The 25,334-nt window shown below is 70.0% G+C and carries 22 protein-coding genes and 2 riboswitches; of the genes, 18 read left to right on the top strand and 4 right to left on the bottom strand.

Features of this window, described 5'->3' with window-relative positions:
• The first annotated feature begins 122 nt into the window (after positions 1-122).
• The 5 genes from folP (at position 123) to BJ992_RS31290 (ending at position 3,095) form a co-directional block, all read left to right on the top strand.
• Positions 123-980: a dihydropteroate synthase gene (gene folP / locus BJ992_RS31310; protein ID WP_246496835.1), complete on the top strand. Its 858-nt coding sequence runs from the start codon at positions 123-125 to the stop codon at positions 978-980.
• Positions 977-1,411 carry a nuclear transport factor 2 family protein gene (locus BJ992_RS31305; RefSeq protein ID WP_184987124.1) on the top strand — a complete coding sequence of 145 codons (435 nt, stop codon included), beginning with the start codon at positions 977-979 and terminating at the stop codon, positions 1,409-1,411. Before folP ends, BJ992_RS31305 begins: the two co-directional genes overlap by 4 nt.
• Before the next feature lie 148 nt (positions 1,412-1,559).
• On the top strand, positions 1,560-1,931 hold the full coding sequence (gene folB, locus BJ992_RS31300) for a dihydroneopterin aldolase (RefSeq protein WP_343072948.1): 372 nt from the start codon (positions 1,560-1,562) through the stop codon (positions 1,929-1,931).
• A complete protein-coding gene (gene folK, locus BJ992_RS31295; protein ID WP_184987122.1) occupies positions 1,931-2,437 on the top strand; it encodes a 2-amino-4-hydroxy-6-hydroxymethyldihydropteridine diphosphokinase in 507 nt (168 codons plus the stop codon). Before folB ends, folK begins: the two co-directional genes overlap by 1 nt.
• Before the next feature lie 202 nt (positions 2,438-2,639).
• Positions 2,640-3,095 carry a DUF3180 family protein gene (locus BJ992_RS31290; RefSeq protein ID WP_184987120.1) on the top strand — a complete coding sequence of 152 codons (456 nt, stop codon included), beginning with the start codon at positions 2,640-2,642 and terminating at the stop codon, positions 3,093-3,095.
• Positions 3,096-3,445: 350 nt separating this feature from the next.
• On the opposite strand, the gene BJ992_RS31285 is transcribed toward BJ992_RS31290, so the two are convergent.
• Both BJ992_RS31285 and BJ992_RS31280 read right to left on the bottom strand, forming a co-directional pair.
• Positions 3,446-4,621, bottom strand: a complete 1,176-nt coding sequence (locus BJ992_RS31285; RefSeq protein ID WP_184987118.1) for an NADH-quinone oxidoreductase subunit D — start codon at positions 4,619-4,621, stop codon at positions 3,446-3,448.
• Positions 4,622-4,638: 17 nt separating this feature from the next.
• Positions 4,639-5,958 (bottom strand): aminotransferase class V-fold PLP-dependent enzyme, encoded by a 1,320-nt coding sequence (locus BJ992_RS31280; RefSeq protein ID WP_425503715.1) that lies wholly within the window; start codon positions 5,956-5,958, stop codon positions 4,639-4,641.
• Positions 5,959-6,007: 49 nt separating this feature from the next.
• A riboswitch (SAM riboswitch) is annotated at positions 6,008-6,123 on the bottom strand.
• 227 nt (positions 6,124-6,350) lie between these two features.
• On the opposite strand from BJ992_RS31280, the gene BJ992_RS31275 reads away from it, so the two are divergent.
• Together BJ992_RS31275 and BJ992_RS34490 are read left to right on the top strand one after the other, a co-directional pair.
• On the top strand, positions 6,351-7,178 hold the full coding sequence (locus tag BJ992_RS31275) for a TerC family protein (protein WP_184987116.1): 828 nt from the start codon (positions 6,351-6,353) through the stop codon (positions 7,176-7,178).
• A gap of 89 nt (positions 7,179-7,267) precedes the next feature.
• Positions 7,268-8,470 carry a cytochrome P450 gene (locus tag BJ992_RS34490; protein WP_184987114.1) on the top strand — a complete coding sequence of 401 codons (1,203 nt, stop codon included), beginning with the start codon at positions 7,268-7,270 and terminating at the stop codon, positions 8,468-8,470.
• Here the strand turns inward: BJ992_RS34490 and BJ992_RS31265 are convergent.
• A complete protein-coding gene (locus BJ992_RS31265; protein ID WP_343072947.1) occupies positions 8,467-9,474 on the bottom strand; it encodes an SAM-dependent methyltransferase in 1,008 nt (335 codons plus the stop codon). The two genes, BJ992_RS34490 and BJ992_RS31265, sit on opposite strands and share 4 nt — an antisense overlap.
• Positions 9,475-9,571: 97 nt before the next feature.
• Between BJ992_RS31265 and BJ992_RS31260 the strand changes: the two genes are divergently transcribed.
• The 5 genes from BJ992_RS31260 to BJ992_RS31240 all read left to right on the top strand — a co-directional run bounded on the left by BJ992_RS31260 (position 9,572) and on the right by BJ992_RS31240 (position 15,522).
• The gene (locus BJ992_RS31260; RefSeq protein WP_184989403.1) at positions 9,572-10,462 is read left to right on the top strand and encodes a Rossmann-like and DUF2520 domain-containing protein; all 891 of its coding nucleotides are present in this window, start codon (positions 9,572-9,574) and stop codon (positions 10,460-10,462) included.
• Positions 10,453-11,349 (top strand): pantoate--beta-alanine ligase, encoded by an 897-nt coding sequence (gene panC / locus BJ992_RS31255; RefSeq protein ID WP_184987112.1) that lies wholly within the window; start codon positions 10,453-10,455, stop codon positions 11,347-11,349. The genes BJ992_RS31260 and panC overlap by 10 nt, the downstream gene beginning before the upstream one ends.
• A 125-nt stretch (positions 11,350-11,474) precedes the next feature.
• On the top strand, positions 11,475-14,033 hold the full coding sequence (locus BJ992_RS31250) for an L-aspartate oxidase (RefSeq protein ID WP_184987110.1): 2,559 nt from the start codon (positions 11,475-11,477) through the stop codon (positions 14,031-14,033).
• Positions 14,033-14,815, top strand: a complete 783-nt coding sequence (locus BJ992_RS31245) for a type III pantothenate kinase (protein WP_184987108.1) — start codon at positions 14,033-14,035, stop codon at positions 14,813-14,815. Before BJ992_RS31250 ends, BJ992_RS31245 begins: the two co-directional genes overlap by 1 nt.
• 515 nt (positions 14,816-15,330) lie before the next feature.
• The gene (locus BJ992_RS31240; RefSeq protein WP_343072946.1) at positions 15,331-15,522 is read left to right on the top strand and encodes a helix-turn-helix domain-containing protein; all 192 of its coding nucleotides are present in this window, start codon (positions 15,331-15,333) and stop codon (positions 15,520-15,522) included.
• A gap of 51 nt (positions 15,523-15,573) precedes the next feature.
• Here the strand turns inward: BJ992_RS31240 and BJ992_RS34085 are convergent, their stop codons facing one another.
• Positions 15,574-16,674: a C40 family peptidase gene (locus BJ992_RS34085; protein WP_343072945.1), complete on the bottom strand. Its 1,101-nt coding sequence runs from the start codon at positions 16,672-16,674 to the stop codon at positions 15,574-15,576.
• A 5-nt stretch (positions 16,675-16,679) separates the two neighbouring features.
• Positions 16,680-16,885, bottom strand: a riboswitch (cyclic di-AMP (ydaO/yuaA leader).
• Positions 16,886-17,250: 365 nt separating this feature from the next.
• On the opposite strand from BJ992_RS34085, the gene BJ992_RS31230 reads away from it, so the two are divergent.
• The 6 genes from BJ992_RS31230 (at position 17,251) to BJ992_RS31205 (ending at position 25,223) form a co-directional block, all read left to right on the top strand.
• The gene (locus tag BJ992_RS31230) at positions 17,251-17,796 is read left to right on the top strand and encodes an amino-acid N-acetyltransferase (RefSeq protein WP_184987104.1); all 546 of its coding nucleotides are present in this window, start codon (positions 17,251-17,253) and stop codon (positions 17,794-17,796) included.
• Between the two features lie 126 nt (positions 17,797-17,922).
• The gene (locus tag BJ992_RS31225; protein WP_221475051.1) at positions 17,923-19,233 is read left to right on the top strand and encodes an RDD family protein; all 1,311 of its coding nucleotides are present in this window, start codon (positions 17,923-17,925) and stop codon (positions 19,231-19,233) included.
• Positions 19,234-19,400: 167 nt separating this feature from the next.
• Positions 19,401-20,207, top strand: coding sequence for an RDD family protein (locus BJ992_RS31220; protein WP_184987102.1), 807 nt, complete (start codon positions 19,401-19,403; stop codon positions 20,205-20,207).
• A 557-nt stretch (positions 20,208-20,764) separates the two neighbouring features.
• Positions 20,765-21,097: a histone-like nucleoid-structuring protein Lsr2 gene (locus tag BJ992_RS31215; RefSeq protein ID WP_184987100.1), complete on the top strand. Its 333-nt coding sequence runs from the start codon at positions 20,765-20,767 to the stop codon at positions 21,095-21,097.
• Between the two features lie 304 nt (positions 21,098-21,401).
• Entirely contained in the window at positions 21,402-23,948 is a 2,547-nt protein-coding gene (locus BJ992_RS31210) for an ATP-dependent Clp protease ATP-binding subunit (protein ID WP_184987098.1), read from the top strand.
• Between the two features lie 342 nt (positions 23,949-24,290).
• Positions 24,291-25,223 (top strand): sugar phosphate isomerase/epimerase family protein, encoded by a 933-nt coding sequence (locus tag BJ992_RS31205; protein WP_184987096.1) that lies wholly within the window; start codon positions 24,291-24,293, stop codon positions 25,221-25,223.
• Positions 25,224-25,334 lie beyond the last annotated feature (111 nt).

Below are 25,334 nucleotides of genomic sequence, written 5' to 3'. Positions count from 1 at the left end.
CGATCGCCGTCCGGCCGATCTTCCGTCCGGCACTCCCTGGCGGCGCGCGCGGGGTCGATTCGTTATCCACAAGGCGGACCCACGGCATGGCGGGGCCGGGGGAACCGCCTAGGCTGGACGCCATGACCACATGGACGGTCCCTGGGTTGCCTGAGGCAGGTCGTTGCCTTGTCATGGGTGTGGTCAACGTCACCCCCGATTCCTTCTCCGACGGCGGCGAGTGGTTCGACCCCGAGGTGGCGGTGCGCCATGGGCTCCAACTGGTCGAGCAGGGTGCCGACATCGTCGACGTCGGCGGCGAGTCCACCCGTCCCGGCGCGGCACGGGTCTCCCTGCCTGAGGAGCTGCGCCGTGTCGAGCCGGTGATCCGCGCGCTCGTCCAGGAGGGTGTGACGGTCAGCGTCGACACGATGCGGGCCGAGGTGGCCGAGGCCGCGGTGGCCGCAGGCGCCGCGCTGGTCAACGACGTCAGCGGTGGTCTCGCCGACCCCGCGATGCCTCGTGTGGTCGGCGCGGCCGGTGTGCCGTATGTCGTGATGCACTGGCGCGGCCACAGCCAGGACATGGAGTCGCGCGCCGTGTACGCCGACGTCGTCACCGAGGTGGCCGAGGAGCTACGCAAACGGGTCGACTCCGTGCTCGCCGAAGGCGTCGCGGAGAGCCAGATCATCATCGACCCCGGCCTGGGCTTCGCCAAGCACGCCGAGCACAACTGGTCCCTGCTGGCCGCCATCGGCAAGCTCAACGAGCTCGGCCACCCCGTGATCGTCGGCGCGTCCCGAAAACGCTTCCTCGGCAGGCTGCTGGCCGGGCCCGACGGTGCTCCGAGGCCGTTCAGCGGCAGCGACGACGCCACGCTCGCGGTGACCGCGCTGGCAGCGCACGCCGGCGCCTGGTGCGTCCGCGTCCACCAGGTGCGGGCCAATGCCGACGCGGTGCGGGTCGCCGCCGCGTGGCGCGCCGGTGAGGGGGTCCGATGAGCACCACGTCCGCCGACGTCGAGAAGCTCAACGAGGAGTTCTACAGCTCGATCGAGAGCGGCGACCTGGACAAGATGACCGAGCTGTGGGCCGAGGACCAGCCGGGCCGGGTGGCGATGTGCGTGCACCCCGGCTGGCCCATGCTCACCGGCCGCGGCGAGGTGCTCCGCTCCTGGGCCCTGATCATGGCCAACACGCCGTACATCCAGTTCGTGCTGACCGACGTGCGCACCACGGTGCTCGGTGACGTCGCCGTGGTCACCTGCGCGGAGAACATCCTCACCGCGGCCGACAGCGAGGACGCCACGTTCGCCGCGGGCCGCGTCGTCGCCACCAACACCTTCGTCCGCACCTCGGCCGGCTGGAAGCTCTGGTTCCACCACGGCTCACCGGTGCTGCAAGGCGACGACGACGAGGAGTCCGAGGAATGACCCCGCCGGCACATGGCGCCGCCACCCACCGGATCGCAGGAACCGGCTCTCGGGCCGATCTGGTGGCCGGCTCTCGGGCCGATCTGGTGGCCGGCCCGGTGACACGCACAAGGATCGGCGGTGGCGTGGCCGGCTCGGGAGTGTCCTGGTGACCGGGCCGGTGAGCGACACCGTGCGGCTGGCCGGGCTGCGGGCCAGGGGGCGGCATGGCTGCCTGCCGGCCGAGCGGGAGCTCGGGCAGGAGTTCGTGGTGGATGTGACGCTCCACCTGGACACCGTGCCCGCGGCGGTGAGCGACGACCTCGCCAAGACGGTCGACTACGGTGAGCTGGCGGTGCGGCTCACCCGGATCGTCGAGGGCGATCCGGTGAACCTCATCGAGACGCTGGCCCATCGCCTGGCCGCGGCCTGCCTCGCCGACGAGCTCGTCGAGGAGGTCGAGGTGGCCGTCCACAAGCCCGCCGCGCCGGTCCCCGTCCCGTTCGACGACGTGGTCGTGACAGTGAGGAGGAGGCGGTGATGAAGGTCGTGCTCGCGCTCGGCAGTAACGTCGGTCACCGGTACGAGACCCTGCAAGGCGCGGTCGACGCGTTGTTCGACGCGCCTGGCCTGGAGTTCGTCGCGGTGTCCCCGGTGTACGAGACCGAGCCGATGGGAGGTCCGCCTGATCAACGCAACTACTTCAACGCCGTGGTGATCGGCCAGACGATGACCCTCGGCCCGCGAGCCATCCTGGAGCGCTCGCTCGGTGTGGAGACCGCCTTCGGCAGGGTCCGCGACGAGCCGTGGGGCCCGCGCACCTTGGACGTCGACGTCATCATGGTCGGTGAACTCATGTCCGACGACCCCGAGCTCACCCTCCCCCACCCGCTGGCCCACGAGCGCGCGTTCGTGCTGGCCCCATGGGCCCAGATCGACCGCGAAGCCACCCTCCCCGGCCGGGGCTCCGTGGCCGCACTGCTGAGCGGCCTCGACCAGAAAGGCATCTGGCTCCGCACCGACCTCCCGTTGCAACCTCCGGGCTGATCCCGGCCACCCGCCACGTTTGGACGTTATCCGCTGCCGAGGAGCCTCAGCCGTCCCGGTACGAGAGCACGCGGAGACGGATGATCCGAATTCGGTGGGTGGCGTGGGAGAAAGGGACGGTGGGTTTCCCGTTGGTCTGGTGTGAGGGCAGGTAGAGGGACGCACTGAGCGTGCCGTTGTGGCTTGAGGAAAGGTGGGGCTGGTGACGCCGAGTCGTCCCGGGGTGCTCGTTCTGGTGCTGGCGGGTGTCGCGGCGCTTACGTGGGTGGTGCTGCAGCAGGTCTACTCCAGTCTCCCCACCGTCCCCTGGACCGCCATTCCCACGGTGCTCCTGCTCGCCGTCGGTGAGGCCTTCAGCGGGTACATGACGCGGGCCCGCATCCGGCGTGAACCGGGTACCAAGCCGGTCGAGCCGCTGGCGGTGGCGCGGCTCGCGGCCCTCGCCAAGGCGTCCGCGCACGTCGGGGCCGTGTGCGGCGGCATCTTCGCGGGATTCGTGCTGTACGTGCTGCCGCTGCTCGACCAGGACACCCCGCGCCGTGACTTCTTCCTGGCCGGCGGATCTTTGATCGCCTGCGTGATCCTGATCTGCGCGGCCCTGTACCTGGAGCACTGCTGCCGCGTCCCGAAGTCCCCGGACGAGGAGAGCCGTCCCTGACCGCTCACCACCGGCGACCTGGCAGGTGACGTCTCTGACCGGGCCTCGCCGTGTTGCGATCACCGCCGGGGATGGCGGTGACCGGTCGAGGGGGAGGGCGTGGTCCTCTGAGAGGCGGTGCTTCTCACGGTGGGTCGGCTGTGACAGGCGCAGGTCTGCCAGGGGTGTCGCAGGTGGTCCGGAGACTCGTGGATTCTCGTCGGACGGCCCCGGGACACAAGTCGGGGGGCCCGGCGCCTGCCGGGCCCCCCGACTTTGGAGCCACCCTGATCTTCACCCTGTCCCTTCACGCACCGGTCATCTTCACCGGAGCGCGGTGATTAAACGTTCCGGCGGGAAACTTTCCGGGGTCACTTGTCGATGTCGCCGACGACGAAGAACATCGAGCCGAGGATGGCCACCATGTCGGCGATCAGGTGGCCGGGGAGCATCTCGCGCAACACCTGCACGTTGTTGTACGAAGCGCTGCGCAGCTTCAGGCGCCACGGGGTCTTCTCGCCTCGGGACACCAGGTAGTAGCCGTTCAGGCCGAGCGGCGACTCGGTCCAGGCGTAGGTGTGGCCCTCGGGGACCTTCAGCACTTTGGGGAGGCGCTGGTTGATGGGGCCGGGGGGGAGTTCGCGCAGCCGGGCCACGCAGGCGTCGGCGAGGTCCAGGGACACCTTGGCCTGTTCGAGCAGCACGTCGAAACGTGAGTGGCAGTCGCCGGCCGAGCGGGTGACGACCTTCACGGGGAGTTCGTCGTAGGCCAGGTACGGCTCGTCGCGGCGCAGGTCGAGATCGACGCCGGAGGCTCGCGCGATGGGGCCGCTGACGCCGTACTGCATGATCGTTTCCTGGTCCAGCACGCCGACGCCACGGGTGCGGGCCAGGAAGATCTCGTTGCCGTGGATCAGGCGCTCGATGTCGGGGAGCCGGCGGCGCACCTCGGCCACCGCGGCCGAGGTGCGGTCCAGCCAGCCTTCCGGCAGGTCCTCCTTGAGGCCGCCGACACGGTTGAACATGTAGTGCATGCGGCCGCCGGAGATCTCCTCCATGACGGCCTGCAACGTCTCGCGTTCCCGGAAGGCGTAGAACACCGGGGTGATCGCGCCGAGCTCGAGAGGGTAGGAGCCGAGGAACATCAGGTGGTTGAGCACGCGGTTGAGCTCGGCCAGCAGCATGCGGGCCCACACGGCGCGCACCGGCACCTCCATGCCGAGCATGCGTTCCACGGCGAGCACCACGCCGAGCTCGTTGGCGAACGCCGACAGCCAGTCGTGCCGGTTGGCCAGCACGATGATCTGCCGGTAGTCGCGGACCTCGAACAGCTTCTCCGCGCCGCGGTGCATGTAGCCGATGATCGGTTCGCACGAGGCGATGCGTTCGCCGTCCACGGTGAGCCGCAGGCGCAGCACGCCGTGCGTCGACGGGTGCTGCGGCCCGATGTTGAGGATCATGTCCTCGGTCGCCAGCTCCTTGGCCCCGGCGCCGATGCCCACGACGCGTTCGGTGGGGTGAGCGGCTCCTGCGGGACGTTCCGTCATACCCTCATGCTGTCACGTCACCGCCGGGTGACAAGATCTGCCAGCGCGGTGAGCAGCCGCTCGACGTGCTCGACGGTGGTCCCCGCGCCGATGGACGCGCGTACGGCCCCCGACGCGCCGCACGGCCCCACGTCGCCGAGCAGGTGGCCGACGAGGAGATGCGCGCAGAACCGGCCGTCCCTGACGCCGATGCCGTACTCGGCGGACAGCGCCTCGGCGACCTCGCGTGCGGTCCAGCCCTCGACGACGAACGCGACGATGCCGACGCGGGGATGGCCGGGGCCCCACAGGGACAGCTCGTGCACCCCCTTGATCGTGGCGAGGCCGTCGCGCAGCCGTGCGAGCAGTCGCTCCTCGTGCCTGATCAGCGGGGTCCAGCCGGTGGCGGTGAGCGTGTCGCAGGCGGCGGCCAGAGCGATCGCGCCGAGGACGTTCGGGGTGCCGGCCTCGTGACGCTGCTCGGGGTCGGCGCTCCACTCGGTGCCGACCTCGCCGGTCTCGTCCAGGGTCACCGCGGCGGAGGCACCGCCGCCGCGCAGGTACGGCCCGGCGGCCGACAGCCAGTCGGAGCGGCCGATCAGCGCACCGGCGCCGAAGGGTGCGTACAACTTGTGGCCGGAGAAGGCCACGTAGTCGATGTCGAGCGCGGTGATGTTGAGCGGCCGGTGCGGCACGAGCTGCGCGGCGTCCACGAAGATCCGCGCGCCGTGCCGGTGCGCGATGTGCGCGAGCGCCGCGACCGGCCACAACTCGCCGGTGACGTTGGACGCGGCCGTGACCACCAGCAGCTTCGGCCCGTCGATCGCGGCGAGCGCGTCGTCGGCGGCCCGGATCGCCGTGCCGGGGAACTCGGGGGCCGGCAGCCGTACCGCGTCCTGCCACGGCAGCAGGGACGCGTGGTGCTCGGTGCCGAACACCACCACCGTGGTCCCCTCGGGGAGACATCGCGCCAGCAGGTTGGCCGCGTCGGTGGTGTTGCGGGTGAACACCACCGCGTCGTCGCGCCGCGCGCCTGCGAACGAACGCACGGTGTGCCTGGCCTGCTCGTACCGCGCGGTGGTGAGCTGCGAAGCGTAACCGGCGCCTCGGTGCACGCTGGAGTACGCCGGCAGGGCCGCCGCCACCGCGTCGTTCACCGCGGCGAGGCACGGCGCGCTGGCCGCGTTGTCGAGGTTGGCGTAGTTCAGGAGCCGTCCGCCTTTGACCGGCACCTGCAGGTCGGCGCCGAGCACCTCGGGGAGGCCGGGTGCCGGCAGGGTGCGGTGCGGCTCGCCGGACACGGCGCGGCCGGTGGCGGGGCGGGTGGCGGGGACGGAACTGAGAACGGTGAGCGACAACGCCGGCCTCCTCGGGTCATGGGACCCCGGTCGTGGCGTCGATCGACGGAGCCCGCGCTTGACCGGCGCACCGCGCGCCGGACCAGGTCCTCACCCGGGGCACCCCGCCGCGAGCGCGAGGGTTGCCGGCCAGCGAGCCGGGGCTTGGCGCTGGCACTCATGACCTACCGGGACTATAACCCGGCACCCCGCCTTCCTCGCAACTCCCTACGTGCCTTGTGGGGAATCGCGGCGTGTCCCGGCATGCCGTCCGGATCCCGTCGAAGGCCGGCCCGAAATTCGGCGGCCCGGTGGCGAACTCTCCGGGTGGGTTGTGCGTTCAACAGTTCAATGTCCGCGTTCGGGTCGTTCACCGCCGGTGGAGGACGGGTCGTGATGCAAGAGGAGGCGAGATGGATTGGGTGGCCGATCCGGGGATATGGATCGGGTTTCTCACCTTGGTCGCCCTGGAGATCGTGCTGGGGATCGACAACATCGTCTTCATCTCGATCCTCGCGGGGAAGCTGCCTCCCGAGCAGCGGGATCGAGCGCGGAAGCTGGGGCTGGCGCTCGCGCTGATCAGCCGGCTGGCGTTGCTGTTCGCGTTGTCCTGGGTGGTGCGGCTGACCGATCCGCTCTTCGAGGTGGTCGGGCAGGAGATCTCCGGACGTGATCTGATCTTGCTACTCGGCGGGCTCTTCCTGCTGGGGAAGAGCGCGTTCGAGATCGGCGAGAGCATGGAAGGCGGTCACGGCAAGGCCGGCGGCCGGGCCGCGGCGTCGTTCGTGTCGGTGATCGCGCAGATCATGGTGCTGGACATCGTGTTCTCGCTCGACTCGGTGATCACTGCGGTCGGCATGGTGGACGAGCTCGGTGTCATGATCGCGGCGGTGATCGTCGCGGTCGCGGTGATGCTGGTGGCGTCCGGGCCGATCAGCCGGTTCGTGGAGAGCCACCCGAGCATCAAGATGCTGGCGCTGGCCTTCCTCGTGCTGATCGGCGTCATGCTGATCGCGGAAGGCTTCGACCAGCACATCCCCAAGGGCTACATCTACTTCGCCATGGCGTTCTCGCTGTGCGTCGAGCTGCTCAACATCCGGGTACGGCGCAGGTCGCGTCCGGACGCCGAGGAGCAGCCGGCTGCGGACCAGGAGCCTGCGGTCGAGACGCAGCCGGCCGCCGAGCAGCAGCCGGCCGTCAAGGAGCGTCCCGCCGGTGAGGAGGCCGCTCCGCACGTCTGAGCGCCACGCTCCGGCGTACTCCGGGTTCCAGGGACCAGGAACACGAACGACCAGGTCGGTGGGGGAAAAAATCCATCTACCATGACTTTGTGCTCTTTGACCCATGGAATCCGGAGTTCGTCGCTCATCCGTACGACGTGTACCGGGAACTCAGGGACACCGAGCCGGTGCGGTACTTCGAACCCACCGGCCAGTGGCTCGTGGCGCGGCACAAAGACGTGAACGCGGCGCTGCGCGACCGGCGGCTCGGCCGTTCCTACCTGCATCTCGCCACGCACGAGGAGTTCGGCAGGCCGGCCGAGCCGGAGTTCCAGGAGCCCTTCTGGCGGGTGACGAGGGCCGGCATGCTGGACGTCGAGCCGCCGGTGCACACCAGGCTGCGCCGCCTGGTCTCCAAGGCGTTCACGCCGCGCATGGTCGAGGAGCTGCGTCCCCGTGTGCGGCGCGTCGCTCGTGACCTGGTGGACGGTTTCGTCGAGCGCGGCGGCGGCGACCTGATCGCCGAGGTCGCCGAGCCGCTGCCGGTCACGGTGATCGCCGAGATGCTCGGCGTTCCCGAGGCCGACCGCCACCTGCTGCGTCCCTGGTCGGCCGGCATGTGCGGCATGTACGAGCTGAACCCCTCGCTGGATGCGCAGCACACGGCGGTGCGCGCCGCGTCGGAGTTCGCCGCCTACCTGCGCGAACTGGCCGCACTGCGCCGCGCGCACCCCGGGGACGACCTGATCAGCGCACTGGCCCAGGTCGCCGACGGCGGTGACACGCTCACCGAGGACGAGCTCGTCGGCACCTGCGTGCTGTTGCTCAACGCCGGCCACGAGGCGACCGTCAACGTCACCGGCAACGGCTGGTGGTCGCTGTTCCGCCACCCCGGCGAGCTCGCACGCCTGCGGGCCGACCCGTCGCTGCTGACCACGGCCGTGGAGGAGCTGATGCGCTTCGACACCCCGCTGCAGATGTTCGAGCGCTGGGTGTTCGAGGACGTCACCATCGGCGGCGTGGACATCCCGAAAGGCGCGGAAGTGGCGCTGCTGTTCGGCTCGGCGAACCGCGACCCCGAGGTCTTCCCCGACCCCGACCGCTTCGACGTGGCCCGCGCCGACAATCCGCACATCTCCTTCGGCGCCGGCATCCACTTCTGTCTCGGCGCTCCACTGGCCCGCGTCGAGCTCGCCGAGTCGTTCCGCGCGCTGCTGGAGGCGGCCCCCGCGTTGCGCCTGGTCGAGGAGCCGGTCTGGAAGCCGAACTACGTGATCCGCGGTCTTGAGTCCCTGATGGTGTCCACCGGTTAGGACGCCGGAGTGGCTCCGGGGGGCCACCCGGCCAGTGAACGGCAGGTGGCCTGCGCGAGCCAGCCGAAGCCGCCGAGCCCTGCCGGGTCGATCAGCTCCGCCTCACGGGAGGCCCGGGTGAGTCCGCGCAGGTACGCGGCCGGGTCGGCGTCCACCGTGCCGAGGGACGGCCGGGCCCCGGTGATCCCGAGCGAGCGCAGCGCGTGCCGCTGGGTGGTCAGGGTGGTGGACACCGCGCCTGCTCGTTCCCCGGCGGCGGCGCAGGCGTCCAGCGCGACATGCGCGGTGATGTCGCAGGATCCGTCGGGTACCGGGGCCACCCCGGCCCCGGCCCGGTATCCGGTCAGGGTGCCGAATTCCGGACGGTCGTCCACAGGGTGTGCGTAATCCACGGCCACCGCCAGCCCTCGGGAGAGACGTCCGACGACCGTGGCCCATGCCTCGTCCCTCGGCCGGCCGATCTCCGCGCGCCGACCGGCCGTCGGCAGCGGCCACCACCGGTCCAGCCATGCGAGGTCCCGCTCCTGGGGCCGGTCCCCGAGCCGTTCCGCACCGGTGCGAGGGTCGACGAGCACCAGTCGCGGGCCGTCCGGTCCCTGCTCGGCGACGTCGAGCGGCACGTTGTCCAGCCACTCGTTGGCGATCACCAGGCCGGTGACGTGCTCCGGCGCCTCGGCGGCCCACTTGATCGCGGGGTCCGCATCCGGCGGCGGCGGAGCGAGGTCGACGGCCGTGACCCGCAGGCGGGCCGCCAGCGACGGCTCCGCCGTCCGCAGCACCCGCGTCACCAGCGCGCCGTCCCCGGAGCCGACGTCCACGAGGTCCAGCGCGGCCGGCCGGCCGAGCGCGGCGTCGACGGCGCCGAGCAGCCGCAGCACCGCGCCGGCGAAGACCTCGGACGCGCTCACCGACGTGCGGAAGTGACCGCGTGGCCGCTCCCTCAGATAGAACCCACGCTCGCCGTACAGCGCGCGCTCCATGGCCTCCCGCCAGGTCACCCACACGGCACGGCACGTTACCAATGCCCGATCGCGGCGCGCGGCAGGCGCCGCCGTACCCTGGTCAACTGGGTCTGTCGTCGAGCGATGTGGACGGAACGTGATGGAGACCAGCGAGCGTCCCGGCCGCCTCGCCGTCGGTGTGCTCGGCGCCGGACGGGTGGGTTCCGCGCTCGGCACGGCGCTCGCGCAGGCCGGCCACCGGGTCGTGGCCGCCGCCGGGGTCTCCGACGCCTCCCGCCGCCGCGCGGAGGAGCGGCTCGGGGTCGGCATGTCACGTCCCGACGAGCTGATCGCGCGCGCCGACCTTGTGCTCCTCACCGTCCCCGACGACGTCCTGCCGGGCCTCGTCGCCGGTCTGGCCGCCGCCGGGGTGGACCTGCGGGGCAAGATGCTCGTGCACACCAGCGGCGCGTACGGCCTCGGCGTGCTCGACCCCGCCACCGCCGCGGGTGCGCTGCCGTTCGCGCTGCACCCGGTGATGACCTTCACCGGCCGGGAGGACGATCTGCGCAGGATCAGCGGCTGCTCCTTCGGCGTGACCGCGCCTGACCCGCTGCGTCCGGTCGCCGAGGCCCTGGTCATCGAGATGGGTGGCGAGCCGGTGTGGGTCGCCGAGCAGGACCGCGCGACCTATCACGCGGCGCTGGCGAACGCGGCCAACCACATGGTGACGCTGATCGCCGAGTCGCAGGAGATCCTGCGCGGCATCGGCGTGGAGCACCCGGGCCGTGTGCTCGGCCCCCTGCTCGGCGCCGCGCTGGACAACGCGCTGCGCCTCGGCATCGCCGGCCTCACCGGCCCGGTCGTGCGCGGCGACGCCGGCACCGTACGCAAGCACGTGGACGCGCTCATGGCCGTCGCCCCGGAGGCCGCCGACGCCTACGTGGCGCTCGCCAGGCTCACCGCGGACCGGGCCCTCGCGGCCGGGCTGCTCAGACCGGAGGCCGCCGAGCGCCTCCTCGACGCGCTGGGAGGCAAACCGTGGACGTGATCGTCGCAGGGAACCGAGCCGAGCTGGCCGCGGCCCGTGCCGCGCTCGGGGTGACCGGCGCGGCCGGTGCTGACGTGGTGGCGAGGCCTGGTGTGGCGCCGGGGACATTGGCGCTGGTGCCGACGATGGGTGCGCTGCACGAGGGCCACCGGTCGCTGATCCGGCTGGCCCGTGAGCACGCCGATCACGTCGCGGTGAGCGTCTTCGTCAACCCGTTGCAGTTCGGCCCGGCCGAGGACTTCTCCCGCTACCCGCGCACGATGGAGGCCGACCTCGCGGTGTGCGCGGCCGAGGGGGTGAGCCTGGTGTTCGCACCCGCCGCGGACGAGATGTACCTGCCGGACCGGCAGGTCGGCGTGTCGGCCGGCGCCATGGGGACGGTCGTGGAGGGGTCCTTCCGTCCCGGCCACTTCGACGGTGTGCTCACCGTCGTGCTGAAGCTGTTCAACCTGGTGCGTCCCGACGTCGCGGTGTTCGGCCGCAAGGACGCGCAGCAGCTCGCGCTCGTCCGGCGCATGGTGGCCGACCTCGACGTCCCGGTGACCGTCGTCGGCGGCGAGACGGTCCGCGAGCCCGACGGTCTCGCGCTCTCCAGCCGCAACCGCTACCTGTCCCCGGCCGACCGCGTGACGGCTCTGGCCCTGTCCGCCGCGCTCCGCGCCGGCGCGGAGCGCGAGACCCCCGAGGAGATCCTGCGCGCGGCCCAGGCCGTCCTGGACGCCGCGGTGGCCGCCGATCCGCCTCTGGTGCTCGACTACCTCGTGCTGGCCGATCCGGCGACGTTCAGCCCCGTCTCCGATGACCACCGCGGCGAGGTCGTGCTCGCCGTCGCCGCCAGGGTCGGCACGACGCGTCTGATCGACAACGTGGTGCTGACGCTGATCTGACCGGTGCCACGGGCCGCGTACCCTGTTCGGTGCCGCTGACCTGCGGAAATCACGAAAATCACCCCCATGGACGGGAACATGCGCGCCATCGGTTATCGTCATAGTGACGAAATTAGGAGCGACCCATGACGTACCCGCCCCTCCCCCGGCGGCTCACCGCCCCCGAACCCGGCTGGACCGTCCACGCCGACCTCGTCGTCGTCGGCTCCGGCGTGGCCGGCCTCACCGTGGCCCTGCGGTACGCACAGCTCGCGCCGCGTGCCCGTGTCCTCGTCGTCACCAAGGACGTGTTGTCGGCCGGATCCACCCGCTGGGCCCAGGGTGGCATCGCCGCCGTGCTCGACCCCGCCGACTCGGCGGCCGAGCACATCCGCGACACGCTGACCGCGGGTGCGGGGCTGTGCGACGCCGATGCCGTACGCCTGCTGGTCACCGAGGGACCGGCCGCGTTGCGCCGCCTCATCGACAGCGGCGCGCGGTTCGACCGCGAGCCCGGCGGCGGGCTCCAGCTCGGCAGGGAGGGTGGCCACCGGCGCGACCGCATCGTGCACGCGGGTGGCGACGCCACGGGAGCCGAGGTGCAGCGCGCGCTCGTCGCCGCCGTTCGGGCCGCCGAGCCCGCGGGGCCGGGGGTTCCTGGCATCGAGGTGATCGAGCACGCGCTCGTTCTCGACCTGCTCAAGGACGCCGCAGGCGCCGCGTGCGGCGTCACCCTGCACGTGATGGGTGAGGGTGCGCGTGACGGCGTCGGCGCCGTGCGCGCGTCGGCCGTCGTGCTCGCCACCGGCGGCATGGGCCAGGTGTACGCGGCCACCACCAACCCGCTCGTGTCCACCGGGGACGGCGTGGCCCTCGCACTGCGCGCCGGTGCCGTCGTCAGCGACCTGGAGTTCGTGCAGTTCCACCCCACGGTGCTGTGGCTCGGCGGGGACTCCACCGGCCAGCAGCCGCTGATCTCCGAGGCGGTGCGCGGCGAGGGGGCCGTGCTGATCGACGCCGGCGGCGAGCGGTTCATGACCGGCGTGCACGAGCTCGCGGACCTCGCACCTCGCGACGTCGTGGCCAAGGCGATCATGCGCCGCATGCTGGAGACCGGCGCCGATCACGTCCACCTTGACGCCAGGCACTTCGGTGAGGAGAAGTGGCGCACCCGCTTCCCCACCATCCACGCCATCTGCCTGGAACACGGCATCGACCCGGTGCGCGAGCCCATTCCCGTGGCCCCCGCCGCGCACTACGCCAGCGGCGGCGTGCGCACCGGCCTCGACGGACGCACGGCCGTCCCCGGGCTGTACGCCTGCGGCGAGGTGGCCTGCACCGGCGTGCACGGCGCGAACCGGCTCGCGTCCAACTCGCTGCTCGAAGGCCTGGTCTTCGCCGAGCGCATCGCCACAAGCCTCGCGGCCGGTCCGCCGCGGCCCGGCGAGCCGGTGGACGACGGCCGCGCCACAGGACTCGCCGACCCGCGGGTCCGTCCCCGGCTCCAGGCCCGCATGAGCGCGGGTGCCGGGGTGCTGCGCGGCGGCCGGAGCCTGCGTGACGTACGCCAGGCCCTGCTCGACGCGCGCTGGACGCCGGTGGCCGTACAGCCGTGCACGGAGGCATGGGAGACCACCAACCTGCTCACCGTGGCCACGGCGCTCGTCACCGCCGCGGCGGCCCGTGAGGAGACCCGCGGCTCGCACTGGCGCGAGGACTTCCCCGGACCCGACGACACCTGGTGGCTCGGACACCTGGACCTGAGCCTGACCGAGGAGGGGCTGACCATGACCTACCGCCGCCACGACGAGGACCGCACCGCCGCTCTGCCGAGTCACGTCGAGGCCGAGCTCCTCGACGCCGGCCTGGACCCGGCGGCCGTCGTCTCGCTCGTGGACGCCGCGATCGCCGAGGACGTCGGCCAGGAAGGCGACGTGACCACCGTCGCCACCATCCCCCCCGGCCAGAACGCCACCGGCGAGGTGGTCGCGCGCAGGGACGGTGTCGTGGCCGGCCTGCCGGTCGCGGAGGCGGCCTTCGCCAGGCTCTCCGGCGGCCGGCTCACCGTCAAGGCCCGCGCCAAGGACGGCGAACGCGTGGCCGCGGGCGACGTGCTGATGACGGTGACCGGCCCGGTCCGCGACCTGCTGACCGCCGAGCGCACCGTGCTGAACCTGCTCACCCACCTGTCCGGCATCGCCACCGAGACCGGACGCTGGGTGCGGGCCGTCGAGGGCACGGGGGCCAGGGTCAGGGACAGCCGCAAGACGATCCCCGGCCTGCGGGCCCTCGCCAAGTACGCGGTCCGCTGCGGTGGTGGTGCCAATCACCGGATGTCGCTTTCGGACGCGGCCTTGATCAAGGACAATCACGTGGTGGCGGCCGGTGGGGTCGCCGAGGCGTTCCGCGCGGTCCGGCGGGCCTTTCCCGGCCTGCCGATCGAGGTGGAGGTCGACCGGCTCGACCAGATCGAGCCGTTGCTGGCCGAGGGGGCGGAGGAGATCCTGCTGGACAACTTCGCCGTCGACGATCTGGCGCGCGCCGTGCGCCTGGTCGGCGGTCGCGCGCGCCTGGAGGCCAGCGGCGGCCTCACCCTGGCCGTGGCGCGCGAGGTCGCCGCGACCGGCGTCGACTACCTCGCCGTCGGGGCCCTCACCCACTCGGCCCCGGCACTGGACATAGCTTTGGACCTCCAGGGGACTTGATGCTGCTCACGATCGACGTCGGCAACACCCACACGATGCTCGGCCTCTTCGAAGGGGAAGAGGTCATCGAGCACTGGCGCCTCGCGACCGACGCGCGGCGCACCGCCGACGAGATCGCGGTGGTACTCCAGGGCCTGCTCGGCCAGAGCCCTCTGCTGAAGGACGCCGACATCAGCGGCATCGCGCTGTGCTCCACGGTGCCGTCGGTGCTCAACGAGATGCGGGAGATGTGCCGCAGGTACTACGGCGACGTGACCGCCGTCATCGTGGAGCCCGGGGTCCGCACCGGTGTGCCGGTGCGCATGGACAACCCCAAGGAGGTCGGCAGCGACCGCATCGTCAACGCGCTGGCCGCGGTCACCCTGTACGGCGGGCCGTGCGTGATCGTCGACTTCGGCACGGCGACGTCGTTCGACGCGGTCTCGGCCAAGGGTGAGTACGTCGGTGCGGTCACCGCGCCTGGCATCGAGATCTCGGTGGACGCGCTCGCGGCGGCCGGCGCGCAATTGCACAAGGTCGAGCTGGTCCGTCCGCGCTCGGTGATCGCCAAGAACACCGTCGAGGCCCTGCAGGCCGGCATCATCTACGGCTTCGCGGGCCAGGTGGACGGCATCGTGGAACGCATCGCCCCGGAGCTCGCCGCCGACCCCGACGACGTGACGGTGGTCGCCACCGGCACGCTCGCCTCGCTGGTGGTGAACGAGGCGCGGTCGATCGACGTGCACGAGCCGTGGCTGACGCTCATCGGGTTGCGGCTCATCTACAACCGCAACGTGGGCTGACGCCGGCGGTCGAATAGCGCGCACGCCTCGGGCCGGGCCGGGCAATTGCCCCGGCCCTCGCTGATCGCCGAGGCGGCGGGCATGCGGAAATGCCTGTGGAAAGTGGGCCATATTTCGCGGCTAATAAGCGCGCACGGATCCTGATCATATCCCGGCAGGACGGTGGGACGAGCATGGCCGACCCGGCCGTGTGACCGCGATCCGCCGTTCCACCAGGCATGCCGTCACACCTGAGCGTGGCCTCCTCCGGTGGCCCTCCCTTGATCACCGGTGTCCACCTCGCTACAGGCTCGTAAACATGTCATGAGTAGTTCACATATGGAGTGGTATGTCAATGACGAACGTAACAGGTATCGCGGTCAGTGCTTGACGACCTTTCAACGTGGCGTTTACCGTTCCTGACGGGCGGGCCGAAGCATTCAAGTATGTTGCCGAGTTCGTCGTGGGGGAGAGGACACCCGATGGCGTATCCGGATCTGGTTTCCCGGGGAAATGACATTCCGACGGGATCAGACGTGGGACTGACCGACGATGATCTTTTGCTGCTCGCCGAACTGGCCAAAGGGGTCACCGTCGACCGGGTCGGCAGGCGGCTCGACGTGAGCGGCCGCACCGTGCGCCGGCGCCTGCGCGGCATCTGCGACCGCATCGGCGTGGCCACCGCGATCGAAGCGGTGGCCTGGGCCGCCAGACGCCGGCTGATCTGACCCGTGCGTCCGCGGCCGGGTGGCCGCGGACGCACGGGTCAGGCGGCGCGGTCAGTCGGCGATGCGCACGGCTCCCGCGAACGGCCGGTTGCCGATCGGCGCCACGCGCACCACGTCACCGGTGCGCGGTGCGTGCACCATCATGCCGCCGCCGATGTAGATGCCCACGTGGTGCAGGTCGTTGTAGAAGAACACCAGGTCACCCGGACGCATGTCCTCACGGGACACGTGGGTGCCGGCGGTCCACTGGTCGCCGGTGTAGTGCGGAAGGCTGATGCCGACCTTCTGGTAGGCCCACATCACCAGGCCGGAGCAGTCGAAGGAGTTGGGCCCCTCGGCACCCCACACGTACGGCTTGAGCTGCTGCGTGAGGGCCCACCTGACGGCCTCGGCCGCCTTGCCGTCCCCGGGGATCGGGATGGCCACTCTGGTGGCCCTGCCGTAGCCGGCGACCTGCGCGCGGGCCTGGCGGAACAGGCTGCTCTCGGTGCGGCCCACCAGGCCGCGGATCTTGTCGCGCTTGGCGTCGAGCTCGCCGACGAGCTTCTTGACCTCCGCCTCGCGGGCCTTGGCGCTCTCCCGCGCGCGCTCCGCGCTGTCCATCGCCTTGGTGATCAGCGAGACCTCCTCGCCCTGCTGGAGCTGCAGAGCGTAGGTCGTGGCCGCGCGGTTGAGGTAGCCGTCGGGGTCGCCGGACATCGCCAGGGCCAGTGAGGAGCCGATGCCGCCGGTCATGTAGGCGTCCTGAGCGTAGACGCCGGCCTTCTGGCGCTTCTCCTCCAGGTCGGCCTGGCTCTTGTCCAGCGTCTGCTTGGCGAGCTTCGCCGACCGCTGTGCCTGCTTGAGGCGCTCCTTCTGGCCGTTGTACTGCTCGGTCAGCGCCTCGATGTCCTCGTAGAGGCGTTCGACCTGCTTCTTGAGCTCGTTCAGGCTCGGCTTCGGTTCGGCGCTCGCCGACATCAGCGGCGTGCCGAACGTCAGGGCCATCAGGACGGCGGTGAGCATGGCGACGCGGCGGGACAGCCGCGTGCGGGCCGCTCCGGCCGCCAAGGCGGCCATCGCCTTCGACGGAGCCGTGCCGGACCGCGGCCGGTGGCCGCGGGGACGGACGTGCCGGCCCGTGTTCTTCCCAGGCGTGCGCCCAGCGTGCACCAACGAGCTCCTCTCCTCGGACGCCTACCGGGTTAGCTGACGGGTTCGGGCGGGAGTGGCCCTACCGAGTGACTGGTCGCGGAGGATCGCGATGCCTCCCTCTCGGATTCACCCCGGGGGGTCGGCGACCGCCGGTACGGGCCCGGCGTGTGCCTTTTGGTTCCCCGGTTCCCGGCGGTCGCATGTGGCCGGGATTAGGCGGTCCGGCCACCGTGGGCGATGACCGGGATCGAGCCGTGACACTAGTGCAGCGCGGGTTCCTGCTCAACCAGAACTACGAAACCTGTAGAGGAATCACAACCGGCCGATCACGGAACGATCACGCCGCCGGACCCCCGGAACCCGCATTACGCTGGGAAGACGTCCACTTTACGATCTCTTGGCGTGTGAAGTCGCAGGTCCCGACGTCTTGTAACGGCATTAAGGCGGCGTACTGCCACGTTTCGACGTCGCGCGCTCACCCGGCTACCCAACGCGACCAGAATGGGACGCCGGCCAATTTGGGTCCGTCCGTTATCTCGGACACCGGCTGGTGCCGTCGGCGATGCGGGGTGCCTGCGGATACGCTGACCGGTCATGGAGCAGGTCATGGCGTCCGTGCCACCTGGGAGCGAACTGGCCGTCCGGCGTGCCCGCGCGACGGACGTCCGGGCCATCGGCCGGCTGGTCGCGTCCTATTCCGGCGACGGGCCGCGACTGCTGCGCAAGGCGACGGTGACGCTGTACGAAGACGTCCAGGAGTTCTGGGTCGCCGAGCGGGACGGCGAGGTGGTCGGCTGCGGGGCCCTGCACGTGCTCTGGGAGGACCTCGCCGAGATCCGCACGGTGGCGGTGGACACGCGGCACAGAGGGCGGGGCATCGGGCACCGCATCGTGGCCGCGCTGCTCGCCACCGCGAGAGAGCTCGGGCTGCGCCGGGTCTTCTGCCTCACCTTCGAGGTGGAGTTCTTCGCACGGCACGGATTCACGGAGATTCAGGGCACACCCGTGTCACCTGAGGTGTACGCGGAGTTGCTGGACTCCTACGATGAGGGTGTCGCGGAGTTCCTCGATCTGGAGCACGTGAAACCGAACACTCTGGGCAACACCCGCATGCTCCTCCATCTCTCACCCCCATCCTGACTCTCCCTGACCGGCGGGATGACGCGCTGGAAAGGTGACTGTTGATCCCGCTGTCGCTACGTTGGGCTCCACCACAGCATGCGTGTCTGACATTTGCCGCATGCGAAGCCGAAGTGAGGTGAAACGGTGAGCACCGGACAGCCGCCGTACCCACGTGACGAACCGGACGACCACGCGTCGTCCGGACCTCCGCAGTATGGACAGCCCGCCGAGCGTCCTATGGACCCGGAGGTCACAGTCGTCCACCGCCCCCAGCAGACGTCGCAGAACAGCTACCCCCAGCAGCAGTCCTACGGCCAGCAGGACCCGTACGGCCAGCAGAGCGGGTCGGGAGCGTACGGGCAGGGATATCCCCAGCAGAGTCAGCAGGGACAGCAGTACGGCCAGCAGCAGAGCTACGGCCAGCAGCAGGGTTACGGCCAGCAGGGCTACAGCCAGCAGGGCTACGGCCAGCAGCAGGGCTATGGTCAGCAGGAGAGCTACGGCCAGCAGGAGGCGCAGGCCGCCTACGGGCAGCAACAGTACGGCGCGCAGGGCTACGGCCAGCAGGGCCAGCAGCAGGGCCAGCAGGGCTACGGTCAGGCTCAGCCGGGCCAGCAGTACGGCCAGCAGGGGTACGACCAGAGCGGCTACCCGCAGCAGCAGTACGGCCAGCAGGCCCAGCAGGGCTACGGCCAGCAGTACGGCCAGCAACAGCAGTACGGCGACCAGCAGTACGGCCAGCAGGCCCAGCAGGGCTACGGCCAGCAGTACGGCCAGCAGCAGGGGTACGGCCAGCAGCAGTACGGCCAGCCTCAGTACGGTCAGCAGGAGCAGCAGGCCGCCTACGGCCAGCAGCAGTACGGCGCGCAGGGCTACGGTCAGCAGCAGGGCTACGGCCAGCCGGCCTATCCCCAGGCCTACGGCCCGGCGGGTCAGGCCCCGCCTGGTGTGCCGGCGCCGCTCGCCGAGTGGTGGCAGCGCCTGGTGGCGCGGCTGATCGACGGCCTCATCCTCGCGGTCCCCACGGTCATCCTCACCTTCATCCTCCTGGCCGTGCTGGTGACGCAGCCGAGCTTCGACCTGTCGACGGGACAGGTCACCGAAGGCAGCGGCCTGTTCCTCTACGAACTCGTGCTCGCGGTCCTGGTGACGGCCGTCTACTTCGTCTACGACTTCTTCCTGCACAAGAGCCGGGGGCAGACGGTCGGCAAGATGGCGATGGGCATCAAGGTCATCACGCTCGGCGGTTCCCTCGACGGCGGGCTGCCGGGTGACGCGGCGATCAAGCGGTCCGGCGTCATCTTCGGTCCGCAGTTGCTGCGCTGGATCCCGTTCGCCAACGTCGTGATCGGCATCTTCGGGCTGGTGAACGTGCTGTGGCAGTTCTGGGACAAGCCGTACCAGCAGTGTCTGCACGACAAGGCCGCGAAGACCGTGGTCGTCAAGATCAGGTAGCTTGACACAGGCAGGGCCGGGGAATCATCCTCGGCCCTGTTTTCATGTTCTCGCGGGTGAACATTACGGGTGCGAAGTGGGCAAAGTGGTAACGGGCCTACCCCTACTTGCGATAGGACCTTGCATGAACGGCGAGTGCCCGTTCGCCTGTCGCGAAAGGTGATCAGATGACGGCGGAACCACCCCCCGGAAACGGCCCCTACGGGCACCCCCAGCAGCCCGACCCGCAGTACGGCCAGCAGTACGGTCAGCAGCAGTACGGTCAGCCCCAGCAGGGCCAGCAGTACGGCCAGCCCCAGTACGGGCAGCAGCAGGGTCAGCCCCAGTACGGGCAGCAGCAGGGCCAGTCCTACCAGCAGTACGGTCAGCCGCAGGACCCGCAGTACGGCGGCGCGCAGGGGTACGGCGCTCCGCAGCAGGGCTACGGCCAGCCCGCGTACGGCGAGCACGGCCACCAGCAGGGCTACGGGATGGATCCCGCAGGTGCGCCTGCGCTCTGGTGGGAGCGCTGGGTGGCGCGTTTCCTCGACGGCCTGATCTTCAGCGTCGTCTACGGGATCTTGAATTCCATCTTCTTCTCCATGTTCGGGCCCTCGGTCGCCGATATCCTGGCCGACCCCTCGCTGGCCTCTGGATCGGTCATCCTGCCGGCGCTGCTCGCCGGCGTCATCGCGTTCGGCGCGTATGCCGCCTACGACTATGTCCTTCATTCCAAGGACGGGCAGACGCTCGGTAAGAAGGTCATGAAGATCCGCCTGGTGTCGGCGGCGGGTGGCGCGCTTGATTCGGGTGCCGTCTTGAAGCGGTCGGCTATCTTCCCGGGTGCGATGGTCCTCTACGGCATTCCTGTCGTCGGATGGCTGTCCTCCATCTTCGTGCTCGTGCTGGCGATCCTAATCCTCGTGGACAAGCCCAGGCATCAGGGCCCGCACGACAAGATCGCCGGGACGGTTGTCGTCAAGGCGGCCCGCTGAGACGGGCATTTCCGACGGGGCGGCCGCGCTGCGGCCGCCCCGTCGGTGTTTTCGGGGATCACCTTTACGAGCGCATCCGGTAAGACCGCTTGCTAGACGGGATTACCGTGGAACGGTCCTTCGGCAGGCTATGGACCCGCAGTCTCGCAACCCGTCTGACCTCGCGTGGGGCTAGAGTCGGATCCTGACTCCCGGATCAGGCAACCGTGGTACGGACCGAGGGGGTCTCGTGTGACAATTAACGTGGGGGGCAGGGGGAATCCGCCCCCCACGTGGATCGAGGATCAATGAACGATGTATTGTCCGCGTTGATACCACCGGCGGTAGTCGCCACGGTGGTCATCGTCGCGGTGGTGAAGCTCGTGCGTTCCGAAGCGGAGGCCCGGAGGCGGGCGGCGGAACCCTCGGAGAAGTCTTCGGAGGCTTCATCCGGCTGACCCGGCGACGGGCCGGACGGTTCCACTTCAATCACGACAGCATCCTGAAATTGTCAGCCAGGGTTGCCGGGTATATGTTTGGCTGACGAAAAGAACTATGCTCTGCGAAAGGAATGCCAGATGGCCACGCAGATCCAGAAGATACTCATCGACGACCTCGATGGTGGCGAGGCCAGTGAGACTGTCACCTTCGCGATTGATGGCACCTCTTACGAGATTGACCTGAGCGGCGATAACGCCAAGAAGCTCCGCGACGCACTGTCTCAATTCGTCTCCAGCGCACGCAGAGCCGAGAGCGCACCCGCCCGCGGCCGCAGGCGGGGAGCGGGCCAGCGTCCGTCACGGGAAAAGAGCTCGGAGATCAGGGCCTGGGCGAAGGCCCACGGCATCTCGGTCAGCGAGCGGGGTCGCATTGCCTCTTCTGTCGTGGAGAAGTACGAAGCGGCGCACTGACGGGTCCACATATGATCAGCGGCTATGGCGGCTTCAGGGGCCGCCATAGCCGCATGATCCCGTTTATCCGGGCGTGATCGTCCGGGGCTTCGTCGCGCACCCGTAGGAAAACTGCGGGTTAAACGTCGTTCGCTTGCGGCGTAGAGGGAACACGCAGGCCCCCAACAGTAGTTGGATGGAGCGTGAACGCCCTGCACCCGGGGAACGCTCATGTGCATGGAGCGGTCGCCGGTCGGGGCTAGCATGCGGATGCGGCGGGCCCGGATATCCCGAGCAGCCTGGCCGCTCTGTGAGGAGCGACGACATGTTCGAGAGGTTCACTGACCGCGCACGGCGGGTTGTCGTCCTGGCTCAGGAGGAAGCCAGGATGCTCAACCACAACTACATCGGTACTGAGCACATTCTTCTCGGGTTGATCCACGAGGGGGAGGGTGTGGCCGCCAAGGCTCTGGAGAGTCTTGGGATCAGTCTTGAAGGTGTGCGGCAGCAGGTCGAGGAGATCATCGGGCAGGGCCAGTCGGCTCCGTCAGGGCACATCCCCTTCACCCCGCGCGCCAAGAAGGTGCTAGAGCTGTCGCTTCGTGAGGCTTTGCAGCTCGGTCACAACTACATCGGCACAGAGCACATCCTCCTTGGCCTCATCCGTGAGGGTGAGGGTGTAGCGGCTCAAGTGCTGGTGAAGCTCGGCGCCGACTTGAACCGCGTGCGCCAGCAGGTGATCCAGCTGCTGCACGGCTACCAGGGCAAGGAACCCGCGGCGGCCGGCGGCCCCGCCGAGTCCGCCCCCTCCACATCGCTCGTGCTCGACCAGTTCGGCCGTAATCTCACCCAGGCGGCCCGCGAGGGCAAGCTCGACCCGGTGATCGGCCGTGACAAGGAGATCGAGCGGGTCATGCAGGTGCTGTCCCGCCGCACCAAGAACAACCCGGTGCTGGTCGGCGAGCCCGGCGTGGGCAAGACCGCGGTCGTCGAGGGCCTGTCCCAGAAGATCGTCAAGGGCGAGGTTCCCGAGACGCTCAAGGACAAGCAGCTCTACACGCTCGACCTCGGTGCTCTGGTCGCGGGCTCCCGCTACCGCGGTGACTTCGAGGAGCGCCTGAAGAAGGTGCTCAAGGAGATCCGCACGCGCGGCGACATCATCCTGTTCATCGACGAGCTGCACACCCTGGTCGGCGCGGGTGCCGCCGAGGGCGCCATCGACGCCGCCAGCATCCTCAAGCCGATGCTGGCGCGCGGCGAGCTGCAGACCATCGGCGCGACCACGCTCGACGAGTACCGCAAGCACCTCGAGAAGGACGCCGCGCTGGAGCGCCGCTTCCAGCCGATCCAGGTGGCCGAGCCGAGCCTCAGCCACACCATCGAGATCCTCAAGGGCCTTCGCGACCGTTACGAGGCCCACCACCGGGTCACCATCACCGACGCCGCACTGGTGGCGGCGGCGCAGCTCGCCGACCGTTACATCAGCGACCGGTTCCTGCCGGACAAGGCGATCGACCTCATCGACGAGGCCGGCTCGCGCATGCGCATCCGCCGCATGACCGCGCCGCCGGACCTGCGCGAGTTCGACGAGAAGATCGCTCAGGTCCGCCGCGACAAGGAGTCCGCGATCGACGCGCAGGACTTCGAGAAGGCCGCGGCCCTGCGCGACCAGGAGAAGCAGCTCCAGCTCAAGCGGGACAGGCGCGAGAAGGAGTGGAAGGCCGGCGACATGGACGTCGTGGCCGAGGTCACCGAGGAGCTCATCGCCGAGGTCCTCGCGACCGCGACCGGCATCCCGGTGTTCAAGCTCACCGAGGAGGAGTCCCAGCGGCTGCTCCGCATGGAGGACGAGCTCCACAAGCGGATCATCGGCCAGGACGACGCGATCAAGGGACTGTCGCGGGCCATCCGGCGCACGCGCGCCGGTCTGAAGGACCCGCGCCGTCCCGGCGGGTCGTTCATCTTCGCCGGTCCGTCCGGTGTCGGCAAGACCGAGCTGTCCAAGGCGCTCGCCGAGTTCCTGTTCGGGGACGAGGACGCGCTGATCATGCTGGACATGTCCGAGTTCATGGAGAAGCACACCGTCTCGCGGCTGTTCGGCTCCCCGCCCGGCTACGTCGGGTACGAAGAGGGCGGCCAGCTCACCGAGAAGGTCCGGCGCAAGCCGTTCTCCGTGGTCCTGTTCGACGAGATCGAGAAGGCCCACCCGGACATCTTCAACTCGCTGCTCCAGATCCTGGAGGACGGTCGCCTGACCGACGCTCAGGGTCGCGTCGTCGACTTCAAGAACACCGTCATCATCATGACGACCAACCTCGGCACCCGGGACATCTCCAAGGGCATCGGGGTCGGGTTCGCCAAGACCAACGACGTCGAGGGCAACTACGACCGCATGAAGGCCAAGGTCCAGGAGGAGCTGAAGCAGCACTTCCGGCCCGAGTTCCTCAACCGTGTCGACGACACCGTCGTCTTCCACCAGCTCACGCCGAACGAGATCATCCAGATCGTCGACCTGATGCTGGCCCAGGTGGACGCGCGTCTGAAGGACCGCGACATGGGCCTGGAGCTCACCTCCGAGGCCAAGCAGGTGCTCGCCGACCGCGGGTACGACCCCGTGCTCGGCGCGCGGCCCCTGCGCCGCACCATCCAGCGCGAGCTGGAGGACACTCTGTCGGAGAAGATCCTCTACGGCGATCTTCGTCCCGGCCAGGTGGTCAAGGTGACCATCGAGGGCGAAGGCGAGAACGCCAAGTTCATCTTCACCGGTGAGCAGAAGCCGCAGGACCTGCCGGACTCGGCCGAGGGCTTCCGTGAGCCGGCGAGCAGCCGGGCCGGCGCCTCCGCCGCGCCGGCGGACCGCCGTCCCGCGTAGCACCGGGAGCCTGTGACAGAACGCGCGAGACCCCCCGTGAGACATCTCACGGGGGGTCTTTCGTATTTGGTGAAGGTGTTTCGGCGTGATTCGCTATGTCACCACGCCAAGTAGTACTACACTCTGTAGAGCGAATCCGGCCGGGCCTGCGACCTGGCCGTCCACCGATCGTGTGGTGATTCGCGCGGAGGTCCTCCCACCGGCGTAGCGGGCCGGGCGAACACGGGGAGGGATGCGCGCCGAGCGGACCCGCTCCGGCCGGATCCCGTGAGCCGGGACCGCCGTGGCAGAGGCCGCGCCGTGTGCGGGCCTGACAAACGCAGCACGCCTGGGAGGCACCGGATGCGCCTGTGTCACGAGGACGGCACGCTCGTTCACCTGTCCTACAACGCGGGTGTCCACCCCGCGGAGGACCTGGAGAACCTGATCGCTCACCTGACCCGGTACGCCGTACCGGTGCGCAGACGGCTCGGCGTGGACCGCCTCGGCATCGGCCTCTGGCTCGCCCCCGCCGTCGCCGACCACCTCACCGCCGACCGCATCGAGCTGGTCAGGCTGCGCCGTTCCCTGGAGGAGCGCGGCCTGGAGGTCGTCAGCCTCAACGGCGCCGGTGGCCGCGGCATGGGCCAGGACTCCCCCGGCCCCGACTGGGCCAAGCCCGAGCGGTACCGGTACACGATGGCCCTGGCCAAGATCCTCGCCTACCTGCTGCCGGACGACGTCCGCTTCGGCAGCATCACCACCATCCCCATCGGCTGGCGCCGCGACTGGCCCGCCGACCTGCACGCCATAGCGTCCCGCCGTCTCGACCGCCTGTCCCGCGAACTGCGCGGCCTGCACAGCGTCACCGGCAAGACCATCCGCGTCGGCTTCCAGCCCTGGCCCGGCTGCGTCCTCGAGACCACCGAGCAGGCCGTCGAGCGCGTCTGCGGCATCGACTCCGAATACCTCGGCGTCTCCCTGGACGCGTGCCACCTCACGTGCGGCGGCACCGAGCCCGGCGCCGCGCTGCGTGGCGTGGCCGCGGCCGGCTCGTCGGTGGTGAAACTCGGCCACGTCCACAGCACGGAGACCCCGCAGGCCCTGCTGGAGGACACCCTTTCCACGATCCTCAGCACCCACCCCGGCACCGGCGCGCACATCGAGGTCGAGACCCACGGCCTGACCATCCCCGCCAAGAACAAGGGCCCCGCCGCGCTCGTCGCCACCCTGGCCGCCGACCTCGACTGGACCCGCCGCAACCTCACCGCTCTCGGTCTGAAACTCGCCGCCTGACCCTCGTGCCGGGGAACGCCTGCGCCTGCGGCACCAGGCAGGCACGGCGACCGCCGCCGGAGGCGACGAACACGTCCTTGAAATGGTCCATAGTGATCTTGTCCGGCGGAC

The organism is Sphaerisporangium rubeum (assembly GCF_014207705.1).
Lineage (GTDB): Bacteria > Actinomycetota > Actinomycetes > Streptosporangiales > Streptosporangiaceae > Sphaerisporangium > Sphaerisporangium rubeum.
This window is presented reverse-complemented; position numbering and strand designations above follow the sequence as displayed.